This is a genomic window from Pseudomonadales bacterium (assembly GCA_041395945.1).
In the GTDB taxonomy this organism is placed as follows: domain Bacteria; phylum Pseudomonadota; class Gammaproteobacteria; order Pseudomonadales; family Azotimanducaceae; genus SZUA-309.
The window spans coordinates 829972-852838 of record JAWKZN010000002.1 but is presented as its reverse complement, the minus strand read 5'-3'; the positions used below and the strand labels follow the sequence as shown (position 1 = coordinate 852838).

The 22867-nt window shown below is 62.3% G+C and carries 18 protein-coding genes; 2 read left to right on the top strand and 16 right to left on the bottom strand.

All coding sequences use genetic code 11. From position 1 onward, the window contains the following. Nucleotides 1–28: 28 nt before the first annotated feature. Nucleotides 29–928 (top strand): alpha/beta hydrolase, encoded by a 900-nt coding sequence (locus R3E82_20540; protein MEZ5553281.1) that lies wholly within the window; start codon nucleotides 29–31, stop codon nucleotides 926–928. Between the two features lie 15 nt (nucleotides 929–943). On the opposite strand, the gene R3E82_20535 is transcribed toward R3E82_20540, so the two are convergent. The 16 genes from R3E82_20535 to R3E82_20460 form a co-directional block, all read right to left on the bottom strand. Next, nucleotides 944–2362, bottom strand: coding sequence for a CoA transferase (locus R3E82_20535; GenBank protein MEZ5553280.1), 1419 nt, complete (start codon nucleotides 2360–2362; stop codon nucleotides 944–946). Nucleotides 2363–2389: 27 nt separating this feature from the next. Beyond that, nucleotides 2390–5287: a DUF748 domain-containing protein gene (locus tag R3E82_20530; GenBank protein MEZ5553279.1), complete on the bottom strand. Its 2898-nt coding sequence runs from the start codon at nucleotides 5285–5287 to the stop codon at nucleotides 2390–2392. A 99-nt stretch (nucleotides 5288–5386) separates the two neighbouring features. Next, complete coding sequence (locus R3E82_20525) at nucleotides 5387–7204, bottom strand: amidohydrolase (GenBank protein MEZ5553278.1); 1818 nt, start codon at nucleotides 7202–7204, stop codon at nucleotides 5387–5389. A gap of 117 nt (nucleotides 7205–7321) precedes the next feature. Then, nucleotides 7322–7789 carry a RidA family protein gene (locus R3E82_20520; protein MEZ5553277.1) on the bottom strand — a complete coding sequence of 156 codons (468 nt, stop codon included), beginning with the start codon at nucleotides 7787–7789 and terminating at the stop codon, nucleotides 7322–7324. 107 nt (nucleotides 7790–7896) lie between these two features. Then, entirely contained in the window at nucleotides 7897–8517 is a 621-nt protein-coding gene (locus tag R3E82_20515; protein ID MEZ5553276.1) for a DUF2239 family protein, read from the bottom strand. 79 nt (nucleotides 8518–8596) lie between these two features. Further along, nucleotides 8597–9418, bottom strand: coding sequence for an alpha/beta fold hydrolase (locus R3E82_20510; GenBank protein ID MEZ5553275.1), 822 nt, complete (start codon nucleotides 9416–9418; stop codon nucleotides 8597–8599). Between the two features lie 9 nt (nucleotides 9419–9427). Next, nucleotides 9428–11530, bottom strand: coding sequence for an ATP-binding cassette domain-containing protein (locus R3E82_20505; protein ID MEZ5553274.1), 2103 nt, complete (start codon nucleotides 11528–11530; stop codon nucleotides 9428–9430). After that, the gene (locus R3E82_20500) at nucleotides 11527–14151 is read right to left on the bottom strand and encodes a cysteine peptidase family C39 domain-containing protein (protein MEZ5553273.1); all 2625 of its coding nucleotides are present in this window, start codon (nucleotides 14149–14151) and stop codon (nucleotides 11527–11529) included. Before R3E82_20500 ends, R3E82_20505 begins: the two co-directional genes overlap by 4 nt. A gap of 8 nt (nucleotides 14152–14159) precedes the next feature. Further along, nucleotides 14160–15332 carry an HlyD family efflux transporter periplasmic adaptor subunit gene (locus R3E82_20495; GenBank protein MEZ5553272.1) on the bottom strand — a complete coding sequence of 391 codons (1173 nt, stop codon included), beginning with the start codon at nucleotides 15330–15332 and terminating at the stop codon, nucleotides 14160–14162. A gap of 539 nt (nucleotides 15333–15871) precedes the next feature. Next, complete coding sequence (locus R3E82_20490) at nucleotides 15872–16285, bottom strand: CBS domain-containing protein (GenBank protein MEZ5553271.1); 414 nt, start codon at nucleotides 16283–16285, stop codon at nucleotides 15872–15874. Between the two features lie 38 nt (nucleotides 16286–16323). Beyond that, nucleotides 16324–17565, bottom strand: a complete 1242-nt coding sequence (nqrF, locus tag R3E82_20485) for an NADH:ubiquinone reductase (Na(+)-transporting) subunit F (GenBank protein MEZ5553270.1) — start codon at nucleotides 17563–17565, stop codon at nucleotides 16324–16326. 5 nt (nucleotides 17566–17570) lie between these two features. Then, nucleotides 17571–18173 (bottom strand): NADH:ubiquinone reductase (Na(+)-transporting) subunit E, encoded by a 603-nt coding sequence (gene nqrE, locus R3E82_20480; protein ID MEZ5553269.1) that lies wholly within the window; start codon nucleotides 18171–18173, stop codon nucleotides 17571–17573. Next, entirely contained in the window at nucleotides 18173–18829 is a 657-nt protein-coding gene (locus tag R3E82_20475) for an NADH:ubiquinone reductase (Na(+)-transporting) subunit D (protein MEZ5553268.1), read from the bottom strand. The genes nqrE and R3E82_20475 overlap by 1 nt, the downstream gene beginning before the upstream one ends. After that, nucleotides 18826–19581, bottom strand: a complete 756-nt coding sequence (nqrC, locus tag R3E82_20470) for an NADH:ubiquinone reductase (Na(+)-transporting) subunit C (GenBank protein MEZ5553267.1) — start codon at nucleotides 19579–19581, stop codon at nucleotides 18826–18828. Before nqrC ends, R3E82_20475 begins: the two co-directional genes overlap by 4 nt. Continuing rightward, the gene (locus R3E82_20465) at nucleotides 19578–20639 is read right to left on the bottom strand and encodes an RnfABCDGE type electron transport complex subunit D (protein ID MEZ5553266.1); all 1062 of its coding nucleotides are present in this window, start codon (nucleotides 20637–20639) and stop codon (nucleotides 19578–19580) included. Before R3E82_20465 ends, nqrC begins: the two co-directional genes overlap by 4 nt. A 3-nt stretch (nucleotides 20640–20642) precedes the next feature. Continuing rightward, nucleotides 20643–21917, bottom strand: coding sequence for a hypothetical protein (locus R3E82_20460; GenBank protein ID MEZ5553265.1), 1275 nt, complete (start codon nucleotides 21915–21917; stop codon nucleotides 20643–20645). A 51-nt stretch (nucleotides 21918–21968) separates the two neighbouring features. Between R3E82_20460 and R3E82_20455 the strand changes: the two genes are divergently transcribed. Continuing rightward, nucleotides 21969–22865: a cytochrome c3 family protein gene (locus R3E82_20455; GenBank protein ID MEZ5553264.1), complete on the top strand. Its 897-nt coding sequence runs from the start codon at nucleotides 21969–21971 to the stop codon at nucleotides 22863–22865. Nucleotides 22866–22867 lie beyond the last annotated feature (2 nt).

Here is a 22867-nt window from a genome sequence, read left to right as displayed (position 1 = left end):
TCGAATTTCTAAAGTCTGGAGATCTGAAGTGACAACCTATGTTCCCGGGTGGTTCACCCGTGCGATTGAAACACCCTACAGCGATCGCACTGTCGAGGTGGATGATGTGGCCGTGCACTACCTGCTGTGGGGTGAACAGAGCAGCAAGCCGGGTCTGATGTTTGTGCACGGCAACGGCGCGCACGCCCACTGGTGGACGTTTCTCGCTCCCTTCTTTCTTGAGGAGTACCGGGTAGCGGCCATCGATCTCTCGGGAGCGGGGGACAGCGGCCGGCGCGATCGCTACAAACCCGAGCAGTTTGCGAAGGAGGTTGTCAGCGTGGCCGCAGATGCCGGCTTCGGTGCAGACACCATCGTGGTCGGTCACAGCTTCGGCGGCTATATCACCCTCAAGACCGGTCTGCTCTACAACGACCGGCTGACCGGCATTGTCCTGGTGGATTCCGCGGTGCGGCCGCCGGATTTCAAATGGGAAAGGGATCCACGCCGCTCACCTATCAAACCGAAGCGCATCTATCCCACTTTCGAGGAGGCCCACGCGCGTTTTCGCCTGATGCCCCCCCAGGATTGCCACAACCAGTTCATTCTCGACTTCATTGGCCGGCACTCGCTGATGCAGGTGGAGGGTGGCTGGACCTGGAAGTTCGACGACGGCATGTTTCAGAAATTCGAATTCGATACCCAGATGCACGAGGATCTTGCCCGGCTGGAGTGCCGGGTCGGGGTGATCTACGGCGAAGACAGCTATCTGTTCAATCAGGACATCGCAGATTTCATGTTCAACGTGCTGGATAAGTCCGTACCCTTTGTCGGAATTCCGGAAGCCCAGCATCATCTGTTTCTGGATCAGCCGCTGGCCTTCGTGAGTGCGCTGCGCACGCTGCTCGCCGAGTGGCGGCATTCCCGCCCCAACCGGGGCAATGTCTGAGGGCGCCGAGGCGGCCTAGTCGAACACCGCGGGACTCGATCCAAGAGGTGCTGGTGGCAGATGCCAGCCCACGTCCGTACCCGCGATCGTCACTGCGGGCCGCAGGTAGCGGACCGGTCCCCAGGCGGTCTCCATCGTGGCGCTGTACTTCCCGATCTCTTTTTCGCTCAAGGGTCGGGTGCCGGGATTCCTGATACCGCCGAGATCGCGGATCCACATGGCGGTGCGGGCGAGAGAGACCCGCACCCAGTAGCTGCCACCGGTTTCCGCCCGGCGTTGCAGTGCGGCCAGCGTGCCCAGGGCGGCGAGATAGCCGGTGGTGTAGTCGTTGACTGCCGCGGGCATCAGAGCAGGACCTTCAGCGCCCAGATGATTCCCCTGTACCTGGGCCATGCCGGTGACTGTCTGGGCGAGTTGCTCCCAGCCCGGTCGGCCACGCCAGTCGCCTTCATGGCCATAGCAGTTGATCGAGACTGCGACCATACCCGGGCGCAGCCTCGCCAGATCCATGGCGCCGATGCCGAAGTGTTCCATCACGCCGGTCCGATAGCTCTGAGAGAAGACGTCTGCCTCACCGATCAGGCGTTTGAGGGTGGTGAGATCCGCCGGCAGGTTGAGATCGAGATGACACGAACGTTTACCGAAACCGGTATCAGCGACAAACAGAGGGATCGACGGAAGATGTTCCGCACCGACACGCAGCACACCAGCACCGTAAGAAGCCAGGGTGCGGGCGCAGGTGGGCCCCGCGAGTATGCGGGTGAGATCCAGTACTTTCAGCCCGTCGAGTGGTTTTGAACCTGTGCCGGGTAGAGGCTCGCGTGGACTTTCGCCGATCTGAATGATCTCGACGACCGGCTGGCTGCGCAGCAGCCGGCCGGGTACCGATATATCCCACTCTTCCGGAGCGCGGACCATGGCGCCGCAGAGTCCAGCGGCGGCCATCTGATCTTCCAGAGTCGCAGCAGAAATTTCGCGTATGCGGGCTGTCACCGCTTCGCGATTGTCCGGGGTACCGAGCAGCTTCAGCAGCCCCTCGGTGTTGTGGGGAAAACCGGGGTGAAGATAAACCCATCGATCATCACGGGCGCGAAAAAAACCGGCAGCCGCGGTGCGATCTTCGGGTGCAATCCGTGCGGCTGGTGCGCGTCCGGGATCGCTGAAACGCAGGTAGAGAAAGCTGAGCAGAGACGCCTCCGCGTGACGGCTCGAGAGTTCGACCCCGGCAGTCTGCTGGTGACGCGCAGCCCCGATCGAACTGGCGATCGAGGCGCCTGCCAGCAGCGCCGCGCTGGCGGCTTCGGCGCTGCGGAAGGGTGAATTGAAGGCGTGCTGCCCGGCGCGGAAGCCGATTCCGGTGAAATCGGGATGCCCCGTCGCGGCACTCAGTTGCGAAAGTGCGGTGTGAAGAACCCGGCGGCTTGCTCGGCTCATGGACCGAGTATGGCACAGGGCTTCCGATCAGTCCGCGACCACTTCCAGCTCGATGGTGGCCGGTTTACCGGATTCGATAACGCGAGTCTCCGATCTGCTTATCCGGTCTTCGCCGATACCGGCATCGCGCAGGGCGACAACCACAGCGTTGGCACGATCCTCAGCGAGTCCGATCAACGCGGCGCGCGCAGCGGGTCTGCTGTCGATCAGGGCTCTGGTCATCGCGGCGCTGTAGGCGAGACCATCGAAGTTCTGTTTTCCCGCCTCATCGGTGCGGAGAAAGCTGCCACGAAGCTCGTCAGGCACCGGCGTGATCCCGGCTTCGAGATACAGGGACTCGATTACCCGCTGGCGCCGCTCCCCCAGGAGTGCGCCATCGACCGCTGCTGTGGCGCTGCCGGACTGTGCGGCGAGCCTGGTTGCGATCTCCTTCTCGATTTCCCGTCTGGCCAGCGCCTGCCCGTCGGCCGGCTGCACTGCCAGTCCGGGCGCCACCAGTTTCAGCTGGGGTCGTTGTGCCAGGGCGACGGCAAGCTTGCGCACTTTCTCCTGCTCCGGAGGTGAGAGATCGCTGCGACCAGCGGCGAAAACCACCTCACCGAAATCCTCACCCTCCATGCCGACGAGGGCGCCGAGCAGACGGAAGGGTGAGGCAACCAGCTTCACTATAAGGTTACCGAATACTTTCAGGACCGCACCGCCATAGCTGAACTCGGGATCGTCGAGGGAGCCCTGCACCGGGATATCGAGATCGATCACACCCTCGCTGTTCTTCAGCAGCGCCACCGCCAGGTCGAGTGGAAGATTCATCGCGTCCGGATGTTCGACCTTTGTACCCAGGGTGAGATCGCGAATCACCAGACGATTGGCGCCATTCACGTGACCGTTCTGCAGCGCGTAGGTGAGGTCCAGATCCGTACGGCCTGTGGCGATTTCTCTCCCCGCGAATTTGATGGTGTAGGGAGACACCGCGGGCAGGTCGACGTTGCGGAACTTTACAGCGATGTCGGTGAGATCCTTCGGCGCCCAGGGCCGCAGCGCGCCGGAGACAGTAACCTGACCCCAGTCGTTGACCCGACCTTCGAATTCGAGTTCTGCGGGGGTACGGCTGCTGGAAGACAGTGCAGACACTCTGCCTGCCAGACCCGCGATACTGGCTTCGAATGGCAGTGGCAGGCTCAGATCGGTGAAGCGCGCACTCGCATCGCTGATCCCGATGCCGCCGATCGTGACTGCGTAAGCTTCGGCCTCGGCTTGCGACTTTTCTACCGGGGCTCGCTCACTTTCTGTCGCTGCTGTCGCTGCTGTCGGCGGATCAGGCTGATCAATGAGGGTGCGCTGGATATTGCTGCTGCCGTCCCGGGCGATTTCGATCCGGGCATAGGGGGCGTCGATCTGCAGATGGGAGACTTCCAGAGCATCGGGACTCACCTGCAGTTCGTCGATTCCGAGTCCGGATATCGACAACAGAATCTCTTTGCGGATCTGGTCGTTCAAGATCAGATCGTTGAGGGTAAAGGCGCCCTGATACTGGAATGATCCGACAGTGCCGCTTCTGATCCTGCCCTTCAGTCCTATGGTGCCGCCTCCGATACCGACATTCGCGAACCCGCTCAGATAGGGTTGCGCCGGCATGAGGGCGAGATCGACTGCCGCCAGCGCAAGATCAACATCGATCTCTGGTAACAGGTTCGCGCTGCCATTGAGGTCCACGGTACCGCCACTGGCGAGTTGCATACGGCTTTCGATCCCGATGGGAGTGCCTGGCTGATTGGTGATGCCGCTCAAGGTGAGGTCGACGGTGGTCTCGACGCCCGCATCCGCTACGGACCTGTCACGGAAGGCCAGTCTCGACAGGTTCAGGACGATGCGATCGATGGCGATATCCCAGGGCTCGGAAGTCTGTTCCGACACTCCGGGAGCGGGCGTCACCGCAGCAGCCGGCTCCGGGCTTGCGGCTTCGAGTGTCTGTTCTGACGCAGCGGCTGCGGGAATCAGATTCAGGCTGGAGTCTTCGCGTCGGATCACATCGAGTTCAACATCAGTAAAATGCAGCGCGTCGATCCGCACGCTGTTCTTTGGCCAGTGCAAGGCGCCTCCGACCATTTCATAGCGACCGAGTCGGCCGATTGGGGCGCCGTCCTGTTCGCTGACAAGCAGATCTGTCAAGGACCCGCTGATCTCATCGAGAATCAGTTCAACCCCGCTCTGGCCTGATACGGCGAAAAGATAGTGCAGGCGAAGATCTGCGGCTCCGCCGTCGAGTGCAAAAGGCAGCTGATCTTTCAGGTAGCGATACACGATGGGCGGATAGGAACCGAGGAGCCTGACACGTCCTTCTGAACGTATGGGGTTGAGTGACAGCGTACCGGTCCAGCTGATCTCGGTTCCCTCCTCACTGCGAACGATCACCTGCTGGGTGCCGCTCGTCTCCGGGAGGGTGCTGAGATCGGCAATGGCCAGATCAATCGGCCCGATTTCGATCGCAAAGGGCTCCGTGCGTCGATGGTCGGTGAAGGTCAGTGTGCCTCCGGTGAGTTGCAGATCGCCGATGTACAGACGCGGCGGGCTGCTATCCCTGCTGTCAGTCTCCACTGCTGCGACAGTGGTGTCGGCGGATGCCTGCCATCGCTGCGCGAGTGTGGCGAAGGTGTTGCCGCCGGGCAGGAGATCCACGGCAAGGTGGGGTCGGGTGAGATGCAGTTCATCGAAGCTCAACGCCCAGCGGAACAGGCTCGACAGCTCGAAGTTCACCAGCAGTCCGGACAGGCCGGCCAGCCTGGTGCCATCGCGCTCGTGAACGTTCAGTTCACTGATCTGCAGCGTGAAGCTGAAGGGGTTGAAGCGAATGCTCTCCACACGGGTGTCGAGGGACAGCCGTTCCTGCAGGGTCGAGTGCAGCGTGCGTTCCAGCAGCCAGGGCACGAGGAGAAAGCCGGCCAGGGCGTAGAGCCCCAGGCCGAATCCGGACCACAGCAGCCCTCGATAGTGGCGGCGCAGACGGTCGATCAGAGTCTCCCCGGCTCAGGATCCCTGGCGGCGGAATTTCACGACGCCCCCGACGATGGTCAGATCCACCTGGGTGTCCGGAATCTGTTCCTCGGCGATGGTGAGGATGTCCGAGGACAGCACCACGACGTCTGCCAGTTTCCCGGGCGTGAGGGTGCCTTTGATGTCCTCTTCGAATGCAGCGATGGCGTTGTTGAGGGTGTAACTGGCGAGCGCTTCCTGGCGGGTCATGGCCTGCTCGGGATAGAACTTCGTACCCTCTTTGGTCATCCGCGAAACAGAGGCGTAGTAAGAGGCGATGGCGTCGATCGGTTCCACGGGTACATCGGTGCCGTTGGTAACGATCGCACCCGAGTCGATCAGGTCACGCCAGGGGTAGGAGGTCAGCCGGGTGCGGGGTTCGCCCAGCCGGGAAGGGACCCAGGGACCGTCCGACGTGCAGTGCACGCCCTGGATGGCTGCGATCACACCCAGTTGCGCGAACCTCGGCACGTCGGCGGGATCGATATGCTGTGCGTGCTCCACTCTCCAGCGCAGTGCTTTGCCGTCTGCACCGGTGCGTTCGAATACGCGCTGGTAGATGTCGAGTGTTTCCCGGTTGGCGCGATCGCCGATCGCGTGAGTGTTGACCTGGTAGCCGTGCTTCACCGCAAGCTCGGCCGTGCGCTCTATGTCTTCCACGGGCTCCAGTACCAGTCCCGGAGTGCTGGTCAGATCCGTGTAGGGTTCGAGCAGCCAGGCGCCGTGGGCACCGAGCGCGCCGTCGATCTGGCGCTTGATGGAGCGCACGGTGAGGAAGTCATTGCCCTCGGCAACCATCCGGTAGCGGGGCAGCAGTTCGTCCAGGGCTTCGTTGCTTTCCCTCCGCACCATGACATAAAGACGGATGGGCAGCGTGCCTTCCGCTTCGAGTTTCCTGAAGAAATCGATTGTCTCGAAGTCTGCGCCGGCGTCGTGGAAAGAAGTGACCCCGTGGGCGAGAGCATCCTGGCCCGCCAGAAACACCCGTTCGCGCATGACCTGGTCTACTTCCTCGGTGCTGCGCCGGGATTCGAATTCGTTTACGGCCGGGTCGATCAGACGTTGAGCGGTCTCGCGCAGCAGTCCGGTCGCCTTGCCTTCCGGGGTGCGGACGATGGTGCCGCCGGCCGGATCCGCCGTGCTGTTGTCGACACCGGCCGCTTTCAGGGCGGCGTCGTTGGCGAAGGCGGCATGACCGCTGGCGTGACCGAGCAGGACCGGATTGTCCGGCGCAACGGCGTTCAGGCTGTCGTTGCGGGGAACACCGTCGACCGCGTCGTCCGGTACGCTGTCCCATTTGTCCTGATGCCAGCCGCGGCCGAAGATCCATTCGCCGGGCTGCGCCTGATCGACGGCGACTGCGACCTTGTTCACCACTTCGTCCCAGTTCTGCACATTGTTCAGGTCGAGGATCTGTCTCGATCGGCCGAGACTCATGAAGTGACCGTGACCTTCGATGAATCCGGGAATGACCAGCCGGCCCTGCAGCTCGACAACTTCCGTGGCCGGGCCGATATAAGCGGCAATCTCGACGTCCGAACCGACAGCGGCGATCTCATGACCGCGCAGCGCGATGGCCTGGGTTTCGCCAAGGGCGGAATCCACCGTGGCCACCTTGCCGCCGCGCAGGACCAGATCGGCGGGAACCACGGCGGGCAGCTGCGCCTGGGGTGTGGATTCCTCAGCGGGCTGACTGCAGGCACTCACCGCGGCGACAAGGAAAAACGCGCAGAGCACCTTCAGCGGGCGGTGCCCGGGATGATTGGTGAGGCTGTCCTTGTCTTGCGTGCTCGTACGGCTCGATCTGCTCATTCCTGGTCCCTGCGATAGTGGAGCCGGTGACTCTCGCAAATGCAGGCACCAATGGCAATCGTCCCTCCAGAGGTGCTGCCCAGTTCGGGACTCCGCCGAGGCAGGTCAGATGCGGAATCAGTCTGCCGCCAGACACTCGATCTCCACACGGGCGCCGAAGGCGAGACCCGACGTGGCGAAAGCACTGCGGGCAGGTTTGTTATCCGGAAAATAAGTGACATAAACGCTGTTGAAGGCGGGCCATTCCGCAATGTCCGCGAGCATGACCGTGCACCTGATGATCTGCGCCATGCTCGAACCGTTGTTATCGAGGAGGCTGCGGATGTTGTCCAGGGCCTGTCGTGCTTCCGCCTTGATGCCGCCCGGGGCGAGATCCGTGGTGCCGGGCAGGTTCCCGATCTGACCGGAAAGATAGAGCATGCCGTTGGCGCGCACCGCGTCCGAAAAAGGCAGTGCGAGTGCCCGGGTCTGCGTCGATTGCAGATACTCGGGCGGCACGGCTTCTGCAGGCGCGGCAGTCGGATTGAGCATCGACACGGCAAAGATGAGTGAGGCAAGTGGTGAATTCGAAAGCAACGATGGCATGGGAAGGACTCCTTCAAGTGGCTGGCGCAGGCAGGACTCCAGTCCCGCCGGGACGAGACGCCGATCCCGCCAGGGGCAGGACGGCGAATCCGTCGGTGGGTGGAATCTTATGCTGCCACGTCGCCGCGCAGCGCGTCCTTCGCAAATTCCAGCGCATAGCGTCGCACATCCCGCGGCCAGTTCCGGGTCTCCGCCTTGAAGCGTGACGCATCGCTGTTGAACAGTGCCCGGGTGGCTTCCTCGAATCCCGGCAGATTGCCCGCGATGGCGGAGAGAAAACGGTTGGTCCGATCCTGGGAACTGCGGATCAGGTCGGCGCCGCTGAGATCCCTGCGGGCGCCGTCGACCAGGCGTCGCAGGGCGGCAGAAGCGCCGCCACGCTGCTCGTCCAGCCAGGCCCAGTGTCTCGGGAGCAGGGTGACCTCGCGCCCGACCACACCCAGTTTCGGTCGCCCGCGTCCCCGCGGTTGCCCATCTCCCTGCGGGCTCCCGGGTTCCTGCGTGGCGGGGGTGGCCGGGTCGTTCCTGCTGTCCTTGCTGCCATAGCGTCTGGCGAGGGCAGCCTGGCTGCCGCGCACATCCAGATCGATCTGGCGGCCGGACGCCATCTCGAACACCAGAAGGTCCGCGGACGAAGCGTTGGCCCTGCAGGCCATCGCCACAGTCAGCAGATCTCCCGCTTCCAGCAGTTCGTGGCCTGCGAAAAGCAGATGGGTGGGGGCACTCATGGATCGACTCCGTTTTAAAAACCCTGGCAATAAACAATATTACCTTGGTAATAATAGCCAGGCAACGGATTTGTAGCGATCAGGGCGATGCCAGGCGCGCCTGCAGTGTCTCGGCGCGTATCACCCCGTATTGCAGAAACGCCTCGATGGCGGCTGCTACCCGGTCCGGCTCGTGGATGGCGATCTCGTGACCCGCCCGTGACAGCACCTCGAGAGTCGCGTTGGGCAGCATGGTGAAGTCCTGCAGATTCGCCAGCAGCAGTCCGTCCACTGCACCGGCGATCATGAGTGTCGGAGTGGTGATTTCGCCGAGGCGTGTGCCCAGACAGAGAGACTGCATCGACTCCGCACTCTGTTCGAAGTGACCGTCGGACACTCCGAGGATGTGATCAGCGCGGCTTTCGAACCAGGCGTCGGTCTCCACATCCCCCCGGAATCGCATCGCGCGATAGCGCTCGAGAATGGCGTTCCTGTCCCTGCGGCGGCGTTCATCAAGACGCTGGGCGCGGATCTCCGGCGTGATCGGGCCGGTGCCGCTCGCGGGGATCGGCGCCATGAGAATCAGACTGCTCAGCCGCCCGGGGTGGTCGAGGGCGAGCTGATAACCGATGCCGCCGCCCATGCTGTGTCCGGCGAAGCTGAGCCGATCGATGCCCAGATGGTCGATCATGCCGACCACATCCGCCGTGTACTGCTCGATGTTGTAGCCGTTCGCAGTATGTTCGCTGGCACCGGTACCGCGGCACTCCATGAGGATGATCTGATGCCGGGACTGCAGTCGTTCGGCGACCGGCATCCAGTTCACACGGGATGCGGTGTAGCCATGATGCAGCAGCAGCGGCGCACCGGTGCCCCGGACTTCGTACCAGAGACTGGCCCCATTGATCTGAGCGTGCGGCATCTGTATTCCTTATGAGTGAGCGATCAGGATGAGTGCATTGGGCAGCTGCTCGATGGCGGTCAGTACTTCGAGAGAGCTCGCCGGATCCAGCGGGGAGAGCAGCTCGTCCGAGATCAGCACGTGGGGATTCTGCAGGATGCCGCGTGCCACGAATAACCGGCTGCGCTCACCCTGGGACAGCCGCCAGCCGCCGTCCCCGACCATCTGCATCATACCGGCGGGCATCTTCTCGATCAGTGGACCGAGCCCGAGGACCACTGCCAGCGCTTCCGCCTGCTGCAGATCGGCGGCGCTGGGTGGCCAGGGCCTGCCGAGCAGCAGATTGAAGGCGAAGGTGTCGGTCAGAACATGATTGTCGTTGGCCTGGGGGATGTAGCTGACATGCTTCAGCCATCCCGTTCGGCCTGTTACATGCCGGTCCACCCCCTGGCTGAGGATTGTGCCTGCGCTGGCCTGCAGCCTGCCCGCAAGCAGTGCCCCGATGGTCGACTTACCGCTCCCCGACTGCCCGGACAACAGCATCTTGGTGTTACCGGAGAGGGTCAGATCCACATCACGGATGATCGCCTCCGCGGCGGACGGATAGCGGAAGCGCAGCCCCTGAACTTTCAGCAGTGCGGCCGCTCGGGAATCAGGCTGGAGTTCCACACCGGTGTCTGCAGCATCCGGGTGGGGCCGGTCATCGACATTTCGCAAACCCAGCTCGTGAACGGCCACAAACGCTTTCAGCAGCGGCCCGATGCCGATGGTCACGTTGGCCAGCGTGGCTGCGCCGATGATCACAAAGCCGACGAGCACCACCGTGTCGAAGCCGCCGGTATTCTGGAGATAGATCTGGGCCAGCACCGCGGCTGTAGCCGCAGCACTCCACACCCTGGGTGCGGTGCTCAGGCGTCGCAGGCGAGCGTCCGCATCAGCGGATGCGCGCTCATACTCTGCAAGGTGTGCGGCTTCCTGGGTGTGCCAGGCGTTCCGGCCGACGAAGATCTTGCGGGTGCGATGACCGATCATCTCTTCCGTATGCAGTGCGGTGACGGCCTGGTGTGCGCTGTGCAGTCGCAGCTCGGATCGGTAACACCCCCGGCTCTGCCAGACGACCAGTACAAGTACCGCGACAAACAGCAGCAGCAGGGGATGAACGCCAGCGTAGGCGGTTACCAGTCCGAGTATGACAATCATGTCGAAAACGGACAGCAGTACCCGGACACCACCACGGCTCGCCAGCGAATCAAGCTGGTTGGCCTCCAGCGTGCGGGCAATGAGCGCGCCGATACCCGTCTCCCGGACGGCCGCTTTGTCCATGCGCAGCGCCTGGCTGAGCAATCGCTTCTTGACCATCACCCCGGCACGGGTTGCGATGTCCTGGACCAGCCAGGATTCCACCGGCAGTGCGAGCATGGATGACAGCAGGGCGAGGGCCCAGAGCAGGGTGAGAGACTGGGTATCTCCCGTGCCCGCCAGCGTATTGACGAGTGCTATCCAGCTTGTGATCCACAGTGTGAAGTACAGGAGGTGCAGGGCGAGCAGTGCTGCAGTACGTCCCGCCAGTGCGTGTATGAGCCGGCTAGTGAAAGGTCCTGTGTCAGCGGCAACCGGTATTTTGCAACCGACGCTGATCGAGCGCTGTCGATGGTGCAGGTCGAGCAGCTTGTCGACCGTCTTCGCGTTGAGCCGATCTTTCAGGCCCTCGAGCGATCGCGCGGTCTCTGCTGCCACCGGTGGCTGCAGTGCGTCGAGAATCCGCTGCAGATCGAGATGCCGGGTGCGGCCACCGGGTGCCAGCACAAGGGCCTTTCTGCGGCTGGCGCTGAGCACCAGCAGGGCGCGTTGACCGTTCTGCACCGGCACAACCAATGGTGTCGCGCTGCACAGGCAATCAGTGAGATGGTCCAGTTCGCTGGACAGAGGCAGGGGGGTGATCCCGAGGGAGCTGCAGGCTCTGGATACCTCCGTGGTCAGGCAGGTTGAGTGACCGGGGCTGTGCAGAGGGCCTGCCTGCTGACCGACGGGTACGGAGCCGGTGAATCCGGCAGTGAACCTCGACGCCAGGAGGCGAACTCCGTCGAAGATGCGATCCGCGGGCCAGCTCAGGGAGGTAACGGACCCGCTCATAGCGTAAGGAGTTTCCCGTTTTCGAATCTGCGCCGGGTCCAGGTTTCGCTCGTTGTCAGGTGATGGTGCAGGCGCTGCTCGCTGGCAAGTATATTCGCGAAAACTGAATCCGCGTCTTCGCCAAGCACGCGAGGGTTGCCGTCTTCCAGAATCCTGCCCGCGCCGAAGACCAGTACCCGATCGAACTCGAGTGTCTCGCGGATGTTGTGGCTCACGAAGATCATGGTGCTCGATGGCCAGCGATCGAGGATTCTCTTTTTCATCCGCACACGCTGCATCGAGTCCATGCCGATGAAGGGCTCGTCCATGAGAACCAGTCGAGGGGCGTCGTGCACGAGTCCGCGCGCGATGCGCAGGCGCTGTCCCTCTCCACCAGAGAGTCTGCTGCCGTTCTCACCGGCGATGGTCGCCAGGCCGTCGGGCATCTTCTCCAGGTCGTCGATGACTTCTGAGCCGCTGATGGCCTGTTCGAGAGCGGACGCGCCGGGGTCATCGAGACCGTAGCAGACGTTGTCGAAGAGTGTACGGTTCCAGAGGTAGAGATCAGGATCGATGACCACCGTGGACTCCCGCAGAGTGGCGAGCGCTGTCGCTGTGGCGGGTTGCCCGTCCAGAGTCAGTGCGGGGTCGCGTGCATCGAGGCTGTGCCAGCCGAGCAGCGTGCTGAGGAACGTGCTCTTGCCCGAGCCTGATGGACCCACGACGGCGACGCGTTCCCCCGCGGCTATATGCAGCCGGAGGTCTTCCAGCAGGCACTGCTCGCCGCGTCTGATCGTCAGGCCGGCATACTCGATACTGACGCCGGATGAGCTGACAGACGCCGGTGCGACAGACCCTGTGGATGATGGCGCGTCGTCCGCCACGGGTTCCTCCGGTGCATCGGTCAGTTCGAGCACCCGCTGAGCGACACTCGCAAGTCCCGGCAACTGCTTCAGCACATCGGTCAACTGGCGGCTGAGCACGGGAAGAAACAGTGACCAGTAGGCCAGCAGCAGCACGGTGCCCTCGGGCAGCTCGGAAGACAGTGCCGGAATCACCAGCGCTATGCCGATGAGAACCAGCGCCAGTGTCTGCACGACATCAAACAGAAGCACGGGACGCTGAAATTCGCCGACTGCCTGGGCCCACTTCAGCAGCAGGCTCTCCTGTTCGAGTTCGATAGAGCGCGAAGCACCGTGTGCCCAGATGGCTTCTGAACCGCGCAGGCTGTCGAGATGAAAACGAGCCAGGGCACCGAGATGGGTGCGGGCGCGGAGATCGCGTTCTGCCAGAACCGGAAAAATGACGATCGGTGCGATAAGCGCCAGCAGAGCGGCAAGTGCGATCAGCCCCAGTTGCGGCGTCGCCAGCCAGGCGAGGCCGAGCAGTACCAGTGTCAGACGGATCATCAGGATCAGTGCGCGTCGAATGAGTTCCGGAATCGCACGGATCTGGCCCACTGCGTGTCCGCGTTCCGCCAGATCCGAGACGAGTCGGCTTGCGAAGTATCCGTCCGACATCCGCGGCAGTTTGCGCAGCAGGCGGGTCCGCAGATGCAGATCCAGGCGTCGTCCGAGGTCTTGTGAGAGACTCTCGCCACCGGCTTCGAGTGCCACGGCTGCCAGCAGCGGCAGGATTACGACCAGTGCGATGAGTCCGAGGCTCGGCAGTTCAGAGGGCAGCTGCGCGCCGATCAGATAGCGGAACACGAGCGCTTCGATGAAGGTGATCAGTCCGATCAGCGCCGCGCTCGCGGACAGGAACGGGATCAGCCGGTCGCCATCGAGAGTTCGACACAGGCCGAAGAGGCGACGGAGAATGGTCTGCTCCGGGGCTGTCGCCACCTGTGCGACCACTGGATCTTCAGGCGGCGGGTACTCTGCATCGGCAAATCGCACCAGCACCGCACCTTTGAGAAGCAGATCGTCCGGTGCACCGGACGCCTCCCGGACCTGTCGAAGTTCACCGGGAATCAGCTCCGGCGTCTCGAGCAGCGTGGTCACGAGTGCGTGAATGTCACCTGTGGACACGCCAGCACCCCGCGCCCGCAGATCGCCGCTCATGCGCAGGGCGGCATCGAGATCCGCAAGTCCACGCCAGCCGGGGAGTGTCACCTGCTGCTCGACCAGTTTCGCTGCCTCGGCGGCGGAGAAGCCGATCAGTTGCAGTCTTTCATTGAGTGCTGCGAGAAATTCTGAAGAGCGGGCGTATTCTTGCCAGTCTTCGGCGGGAACCTGTATCTGATGCTGATAGAGCGTTGTGATGAAGCGATCCTTGCGCATCCAGGATCGCCCGCGGGCAGGGTCCATGATCTGCACGAAGCCGAGCCACTCCCGCCACACCACGACAAAATGTGTGAGGCCGTTCGGCAGGACGATCACGGCGATACAGGGCAGGCTGGGCGATGCTTTCAGAAACAGACAGTCGGTCGGCAGCATGATCTGTTCCGCGGCCAGTCCGAAGCGCATCGCAAGTGCTTCGAGCAGGTCGATTGACGTGCCATCCACGTCTGTCTGGCAGGTCTCGCGCAGTCGGGGATAGCTGACGGGACGCCCGAAACCCTTCAGAACCGCTGCCAGGGCGGCAGGACCGCAGTCCATGGCGGATGACTGGATGACCTCGGGGATACGCCGCGCCTTCATTGCCGGACTCAGAGGCGGCTGATCGACTGGGTGCGGTTCCCGGTGGCGCTCAGCAGATTCAGCAGCCGTCGCGCCAGAGTGGCTTCGTGGATCTGTACCACCGCCTGACCTTTCAGTCCGTGGTCGAGCTGCTCCGCAAGGGGATTGTTCATTTCAAGGTCGAGATCCACGCGCACCTCGGCGTCGCGTTCTTCGCTGGCAACACGGATCACAGTGGCATCGAGGGTTCCGTATTCGGTCCAGGGCAGTGCGAAGAACTGAACACGTGCTCGCTGGCCGGGCTCGATGCGACCCGCGGCTTCACGCGCGGAGAATGTGGCACGAAACTCGAAAGACTGGTCGGGAACCAGGGTCATCACCCAGTCGCCCGGACTGAGGCTCTGTCCCACCGACAGGCGCGCGATCGCGCCGATCTGTCCTGCGAGAGGTGCTCGTACCTGCAGCTCTTCTATGCGATTACTCAGGCGCCGCACCTCGGCGTCGATTTCGGCAATCTCACCAGCGATGCCCGCCTGTTCCCGCATCAGTTGTGCCCGGAGCGTTTCGTTTCTGTTCACAGCGAGCTGACGCTGGGCCCGCATCTCGTTCATCTCAGCCATCTGTTCCTGCAGCTTCCTGCGGTGCGCTTCAAGTTCGCTCTTCGCGCGCGAGTACTCGAGCGCGTCGATTCTGCGTTCGGCGCGGAGTTCGGAGTAGAGCCTCTCTGCGTTCACCGCATGTTCGATGAGGGCATTGGTTTCGCCGATCCGGGCTTCCAGTCTTTCCAGGCCACGGTCCTGACTCTCGAGCTCGCTGACGAGGGAATCCGTGAGCCCTTTCAGCTCCAGGGTCGATGCGGAAAGTTCGGAATTCAGTGCGGTTGCCCGCTCACGGTAACCCGCCAGTGCCAGACGTTCCGGAATCGAATCAAATTCGATCAGGACCTGTCCGGCCTCCACCCGCTCGCCGAGCTTGATCGGGATGTTTGTGATCGGCGCTGCGGATGCGCTGGTGATGTCGATGGAATCTGCCGCTGAAACGATGCGTCCATCTATGCTGGCTACCGTGACCGGCAGGGCGAGATAGAAGGCGGCAGCGATCCATACAAGAGTTGCCAGCGCGCCTGTGATGGTCAGCCATCTTCCGGTTCTGGATGCATCACCGCGCAACACGTCCAGCGTGTTTTCAAAGGGTACGGCCACAGGTTGTCCTGCCTGATTTTTGTTGTCGGTCTGTAGTGACAGACTGCACTCCGGCACATCCTGGCGTTGCCGGAAGCGCGAAAAAGTATGCGTGAACCAGTTGAGAAAGAAAGAGTTGTCTTGCCTGAACGTGCCTGCCAGAATGACTTTGCTTCCTGGATGCTGGTGCAGATCAGTGCTCTGAGGAGCGGACACGATGAACGGGTGTTTTGTATTCGACCAGCCTTCCACTACGAAAGTAAGAAGAGAAAGCGGTGGATCCGAAGCACAGTTCCCGTCCATGACGGACGGCCAGTCTCGTGTTCTGGGGGCGTTTCATGCGGTCGATTGCTGCGCACGAAAGTGAGTATGTGTTCTGCTGCCTGTTACGTATCTGGACTCACTCAAGGAGGACGCTTGAATGAAAGTCAAGACTAAGGTCAAGGCTGGTTCAATCATGTGGAACAACTGATCCACTGGTGAAACCTCGAAGGCTGGAGCGACCCTGGTTGCTCCGGCCTTCATCGCCGCTTTATCGATGCCGCCTTGTCAGTTCCGCATTATCGCTGTTGAAACCATGAGCTCTGGGTCAGTGCGCGAAGTACGTCGCGGCGACTGATGAGTCCGATCAGAATTCCGTTCTCAACGACCGGGCAGCGGCGGAAAGGCGAAGCAGCGAAGAGCTCACCCACATCCATCATGCTGTCTTCGGGGTGCACGCAATGTACCCGGCGGGTCATGTAGTCAGAGACAGGTCCCCCGATCTCATCCAGGTACCCGGACTGAAGCGCGATGCGGATACAGTCGCGCTCCGTGACGAATCCAACAAGTGCGCCGGAGTCGTCGACCACCGGCAGTCCGGAAATGTCACGCTCCACCAGCAGAGCGATCACTTTCATGATTTCGATCTCGGGTGTCACCTGGATGGCAGCCGGTGTCATGAAATCCCGAACTCTCTGGGGTTTAACGCTCATCCTGTCCGCCTCTTGTCGGAAGTCCCTGCAGGGTCTTTCTAGTTGCCGAAGTCGTCATAGAAGATGCTCTCCCGATCAACCCCTGAATCTTCCAGCATTGCGAGTACAGCACTGCTCATCAATGGTGGTCCGCACAGATAGTATTCCGCACGCTCAGGTGCGGGGTGGTCTTTCAGATAGCGCTCGTATACGAGGTTGTGCACGAAGCCCGATGGGCCTGACCAGTTGTCGTCCGGCTCCGGATTGGACAGCGCCACTTCGTAGTGAAAATTATCGAACCTTGTTGCCAGCTCACGGAATTCTTCGGCATAGACGAGTTCCCGGAGATTCCGACTGCCATAGAAGAAAAAAATATTTCGCTCTGATGCGATCTGAGGTTCTTTTTTATGACCGAGAAGCTGGTCACGGATTATTGCGCGCATCGGAGCGATGCCGGCCCCGCCGCCGATCAGCACCATGTCCTTTGCTGTGCCGGTGGCGTGAAACTCTCCGAAGGGACCGGACACGGATACCGGGTCTCCAGCGCGAAGGCTGAATATATAGGAGGACACCAGTCCCGGTGGTGTGCCTTCCGGTGTGCTGGGTGGCGGCAGTGCGATGCGTACTACCAGGGTGAGATGTCCCGCGTCATCCGGTGCATTGGCGAGGGAATAGGCGCGGCTGGTAGGCTGGGCAATTTCGGTCGAGAGGCGAAACAGGTTGTTCTGCTCCCACTCCTGCCGATACTCACTGGCGATCTCGAACTGGCTGAAACTGATTGTGCCTGCCGGTGCCTGCACCATGATGTAGTCACCCGCCTGGAACTGCATCGGTTGATCCGCTTGAAGTTCCAGTTTGAGTTCGGTGAGGTAAGTGGAGAGGCTGCGATTGCTGATCACACGACACTGCCATTGTCGGGCGCTGAGTATTGCGGAAGGCACAGTGACTTCGAGATCTTCGCGCACCTTCAGCATGCAGGCGAGTCGAGCGCCGGCCAGGCTGTCCCGGCGGCTGATGTGATTGCGTTCGACGGGCAGAGGCTGCCCGCCACCCCGTTTCAGGGTGACCCGGCACTGGCCGCAGGTGCCGCGACCGCCGCAGGCCGACGGAAGATGAATACCCGCATCCGACAGGGTGGCGAGCAGGGTGTCACCACTGGTGGTCTCCAGGTGTCGCTGGCCATTCACCGAAATCTGCACAGGTACGCGAGTGCTGACCCGCACGCGCACCCAGAGCACCGCGGCAGCAAGGATTGCAATGATCGCGGTGAACAGCAGCATCGGGATGGCGACTGTCAGCATGCTGATTACAGTCCGCTGAGACCGGTAAACGCAAACGCGAGCAGGCCGGTGACGATAAAGGCGAGTCCGAGACCGTCCAGCCCGGCCGGTACATTGCTGTAGCGGAGCCTTTCCCGGATGGCGGCAAACAGCACGATGGCCATCGCCCAGCCGATGCCCGAGCCCAGTCCGTAGGCCACGCTGTCGATCAGGTTGTAGTCCCTCTGCACCATGAACAGGCTTGCCCCGAGGATGGCGCAGTTCACTGTGAGCAGCGGCAGATAAATGCCGAGTGTCTGGTGCAGAGAAGGACTGAACCGATCCATCAGCACTTCGAGGGTCTGCACGGAGGCGGCGATCACACCGATAAAGACGACCAGTTTCAGAAACGACAGGTCATAGGAAGCCAGTCCGGCCCAGGCCAGGGCGCCGGGTGCGAGTATCCACTGATAGATCAGGTTGTTGAGCGGCACGGTGAGGGTCTGCACGGCGATGACGGCGATGCCCAGACCGATGGCGGTCTCCACCCGTTTCGACACTGCGAGATACGTGCACATACCGAGTAGAAACACGAGCGCCAGGTTCTCCACGAACATGGCGTACAGCATCACATCGATGAAGTTCGACATCAGTCGGATCCCCGCCCGAATGCCCCGGTGGTGGACTGGGTGTCTGGTTCGGTGGAACCGGTCTGCCAGCTGCGAACCCCCCAGATCAGAAAGCCGATCAGGAAGAAGGCGCTGGGCGCATAAAGCATCAGCTGGTTGGGTCGATACCAGCCACCGTCTGCCAGAAGTGGCAGGATTTCGATGTCGAGCAGACTGCCGTTGCCGGCGAGTTCCCGGAAAGCGGCAACCGCAAGCAGGATGATCGCGTAACCGGCGCCATTTCCGAGTGCATCCGCCAGGCTGTCGAGCGGCCCGTGCTGCATGGCAAAGGCTTCGGCACGACCGAGAATGATGCAGTTGGTGATGATGAGCCCCACAAACACGGACAGCACCTCGGAGATGTCCGGAGCGTAGGCTTTGATGAACTCGTCTACCACTATCACACCGGATGCAATGATGGTGACCTCGAGTATCAGGCGCACACTCTGGGGCATGAGGCGCCGCATCAGGCTCACGGCGAGGTTGGAAAATACCAGCACGCTGATCACTGCGGCAGCCATGATCAGGGCGGGTTCGAGCGCGCGGGATACGGCAAGTGCTGAGCACAGGCCAAGAATCTGCACGGTGATGGGGTTCTGATCGAGGAGTGGTGTGGTCAGGTGTCGAAGGGCGTTCACCGGGATTGACCTCCGGCTGCTGTCAGACTCAGCTGCTGGAGGATAGCGTCATACTCCTGGATGCGATCCTGAACCATTCGCCCCACAGCACGAGCGGTAACTGTGGCGCCGGTGATGGTGTCGATGCGATGAATTTCCGGCAGCACGGTGTCCGGACTGACGTCGATCTTCAGCGCGCCACCGGCATCCCGGAGTCGTTTACCCTGCCACTGAGCCAGCCACTGTGGATCCTGAATCCGGTCGCCGATGCCTGGCGTCTCGCCGTGCTCGTATATGACCAGGCTGGAAATGGTGTTCAGATCAGACTTCAGCGCCAGGAACCCATACAGGGTCGACCACATGCCTTTGCCGTCGACGGGCACTACCACCCTGTCGATCTGTCCGTCGTTAACAACCAGATAGACGGGCAGGTAGCGGCCAGGCTGATCAGCATCCACCTTCCAGTGATCGTAAGTGCGCCCATCGATCTCCTCTACCCACCTACCGCTGTCGCGCGCCATGACCCGGGCGTCCAGTGTGAGAAAGGCCGCCACTACTTCGGCGTCATCCGCCTCACTCGAGACGAGGCCGGCGGCGACCACGATCGCTCTATTGCGCTCGATGGCCGCGTACGCGGCCTGTATCGGATGCAGTATCTGCACCGCGGTGGTGACCAGGGCGGAGCAGACCAGGGCGACGCACACGACGATGATCATGGTGCGGCTGACGGACTCAGTCCGGGGCGGTTGAGGGGTGCCGGTCGCGGTGGTCACATCGGCACCACGGTGCGGGAGGCCCCACGGGCGCTGGGGCCGCGCGCACGGGCCGCTGGTCCGCGCGCAGTTGCCCGACGTACCACCAGGTAGTCCCACAGCGGCACTGCCAGCATGCTCAGCAATGCCGCGTGAAGCACGGCTTCCGGGTGTACGGGATCCAGTGTGCGGATCAGGACGGTCAGCGCGCCGGTGGTGAAGCCGAGCAGCCAGCGGGACGGGCGGGTCAGAGGCGCAGCACCCGGATCTGTGACCAGAAAGGCCAGAGTGAATGCGAGGTTACCCAGGGCGAGATGCCACTGTCCGGGCAGGGTGGCTTCAATACCGGTCCACGACAGGACGGTGGAAAAAATCATGGCGCCCAGGATGCCGCCGGCCACGATCCGCCAGGAAGCTGTGCCCGCGTAGATCAGGTACAGGGCGCCGGCGAGGCAGGCGAATGCGGACACCGCGCCGATGGCACCGATCTCCCGACCGAGGGCATAGGGGAGCAGGGCGTTGTCCTGAATACCATTGGCAGCGAACTGCGCCCAGGAGGAGGTGATGGACGCCTCCGACAGACTCAGCGGTGTTGCAGCAAACTCCGGATAGCTCATCGTGAGGAACAGCGCACCAAGGAGCGCCGGGCTGGCCAGGTAGCGCCCGCTGCCTCCGAAGATGTGCGCGCCGACGACTGCGGCAAAACTCATCGCCAGAGCGGCTGCAGGCAGTGAGGTTGAAGGGGGCAGCAGCAGCACGAACAACCAGGCCATGGGAAACCAGGCGGCATCCACCGGCACACGCCGCAGTGTGGAGAAGCCCCAGGCCCAGAATCCGGAGACCAGGGTGGCTGTTGCCAGCAGAGGCGCCATCACTACTGCGCCTGCAGCGAGGCAGCTGATGATCGAGTCTGGATCGGGAGCCAGATGAAGTCCTGCGAAGAGCGTCGGCGCGGCCTGTGCAGTGAGCAGCTGAAAACCCAGATTCCAGATACCGATGAGGGCTGCGGGTAGCGAAGCCCAGACCAGCGAATGGAAGAGGTGGCGGGCCGTTGCGGGTGCATGAATCTGGATCGCCATGGCTCAACCGTCCCGTCGCAGACGTTCCAGCATCCGGCTCAGTGCGGTGCTGTAGTCCTGGCGAGCCGGGCACACGTAGTCGCAGAGGGCCAGATCTTCCGGTGCCAGCAGGCCCGCACCGAGTTCGGCCGCGGATTCCGTATCTTCCAGAAGCAGCGCGCGCAGCAGCGGGGCGACGGGTATCGACAACGGCCAGATCGAATCGAAGGCTTCCACGGCCAGCATCCCGGTCGAAGTGGCTGGCGGGGTGACAGCGGCTGGCGGCAGAACGGTGACCTGCTGGTGATAGCGACCCAGATAGGCGGATGCCGGTGTGGTCAGTCTGCCGGAAAGTGGCGGACCCGAGAGGACTCTGAGATTACCTGCGATACCTGTCGCGGATCCATGCCGGGCGGCAATGCAGCCTTTGATCAGATCCTGAAGGCAGGCACCTGCCAGGGTTTCGACGAGCTGATTTTCCGGCAGGCCCGGTCCGGCCACGCTGATGAGTCGCCGGCCGGACAAGCGACCACTGCCGAAGTACTCGCCGATGGCGATCACATCCGCATAGCCGATGTGCCACAGCTCACCGGACGCCGATTCCGCAGTTCGGCGAACGGCGAGGGTGTGCATGTGAGTGCCGGGTAATCCGGCAGGATGTGGTCCGGAGAATTCAATCTGTTCGAGCCCTGTCAATTGAGGGCAGCCGGGCGCAGAGCCGGCGGCGCTGCACAGCCAGGTCACGGGACTCAACCGGGTTACGATGCGCAGTCCCAGATCGAAGGCGTCAGCGTGCTCACGGATCACTGTCAGCGGATCCACGGACAGGGGATTCGTGTCCATTGCGGTTACGAAGAGCTGTGCGGGTGTTGTGTCTGCAGCGGGGATGCGCTCGAAGGGTCGCGCGCGGAAGGCGGACCATAAACCGGCGAGTTGCAGGGCGCGGCGGATGACCTCCGGTTCGCTGTCAGTTGCTGGTGGTGGCGGCAGCGCAGATGCCCCGTCCGTGGATTCTTCGACGTCCAGCACCAGCGCATCGAGACTGCGTCGTGCACCCCGGCGGATCTCTCTGACGCTGCCGGTGACAGGAGAGGTCAGGCGGATTTCCGGCCGGGTGCGGTCTGTCAGCAGAACGCTGCCGGCGCGCACCCGATCACCTTCGGCCACCAGCAGATCAGGACGCAGGCCCGGAAAGTCGGCACCCAGCAGGGCAACCCGGGCAGGTGAGTGAGATCTTCGAGCGCTCGGCCGTGCGCCCAACGGGACGTCCAGTCCGCGTTTGAGTTCAATCCGGAGCATGCGCAAAGAATGACGACAACACAGTGGCTGCGCTAGTAGGTAATATTCCGGATGACGATCACTATGCCGCTGGGCGAGGCTGATTACATGCAGAATCAGATCAGAATGTTTGTGTGGAGCCTCGGTCTCGGCCTGTCGTCGTGGCTGGCGATCTCCGTACAGGCAGCCGACGCACCCTGCGCCGCCTGCCATGCCCAGGCCGCACAGTCGCTGGCATCCATGCCTCATGGCAAGCTGGGCGTTGCCTGCGCAGGCTGTCATGGCGATGGCGCCGCACACCTTGCCGCACCCAGCGCGGCAACGATCCGGACCTTCAGCACCGAACCCCCGGCAGAGCAGGACGCCGTCTGCGCTGGCTGTCATGCAAAGGCCCACACGACGGAGCGCAACGCGCACACAGCCGCCGGAATCACCTGCGCGAGCTGTCATGGCATACACGCTCAAAAAAAAAGTCCGCTAGATGACGGGGCGGTACTGCCGGTAGATCTGCAGGGCCTGACGCCCGGCTCGAGTCTGTGCTTCGAGTGTCACCAGGAAACTTTTACCCAGTTCGCATTCAACGAGCGACACCGTCTGGCGGAAGGTTCTGTAGCCTGCACGTCCTGCCACGATCCGCACAATCCCCGTCTGGGCATGGAGCTGGGCGGCTTTAAACAGTCTGTATGCAGCGATTGCCACGCCGATATGGAAGGGCCTTTCGTATTCGAACATGCTGCTTCCCGGGTCGATGGCTGTGGTGCCTGCCACGATCCTCACGGCAGTCCGAACCGTCACATGCTCAGCATCCAGCAGGTTGGCGCCCTGTGTTACAGCTGTCACGCGGAGGTACCCCAGTTCCACGCGGGATTTTCTCCCACCGCCCCGCCACGATTCGATGAGAGCACGGTCTGTACCAACTGCCATGTAACCATTCACGGCTCGAACCTGGATCGCCTCTTCCTGCGCTGAGG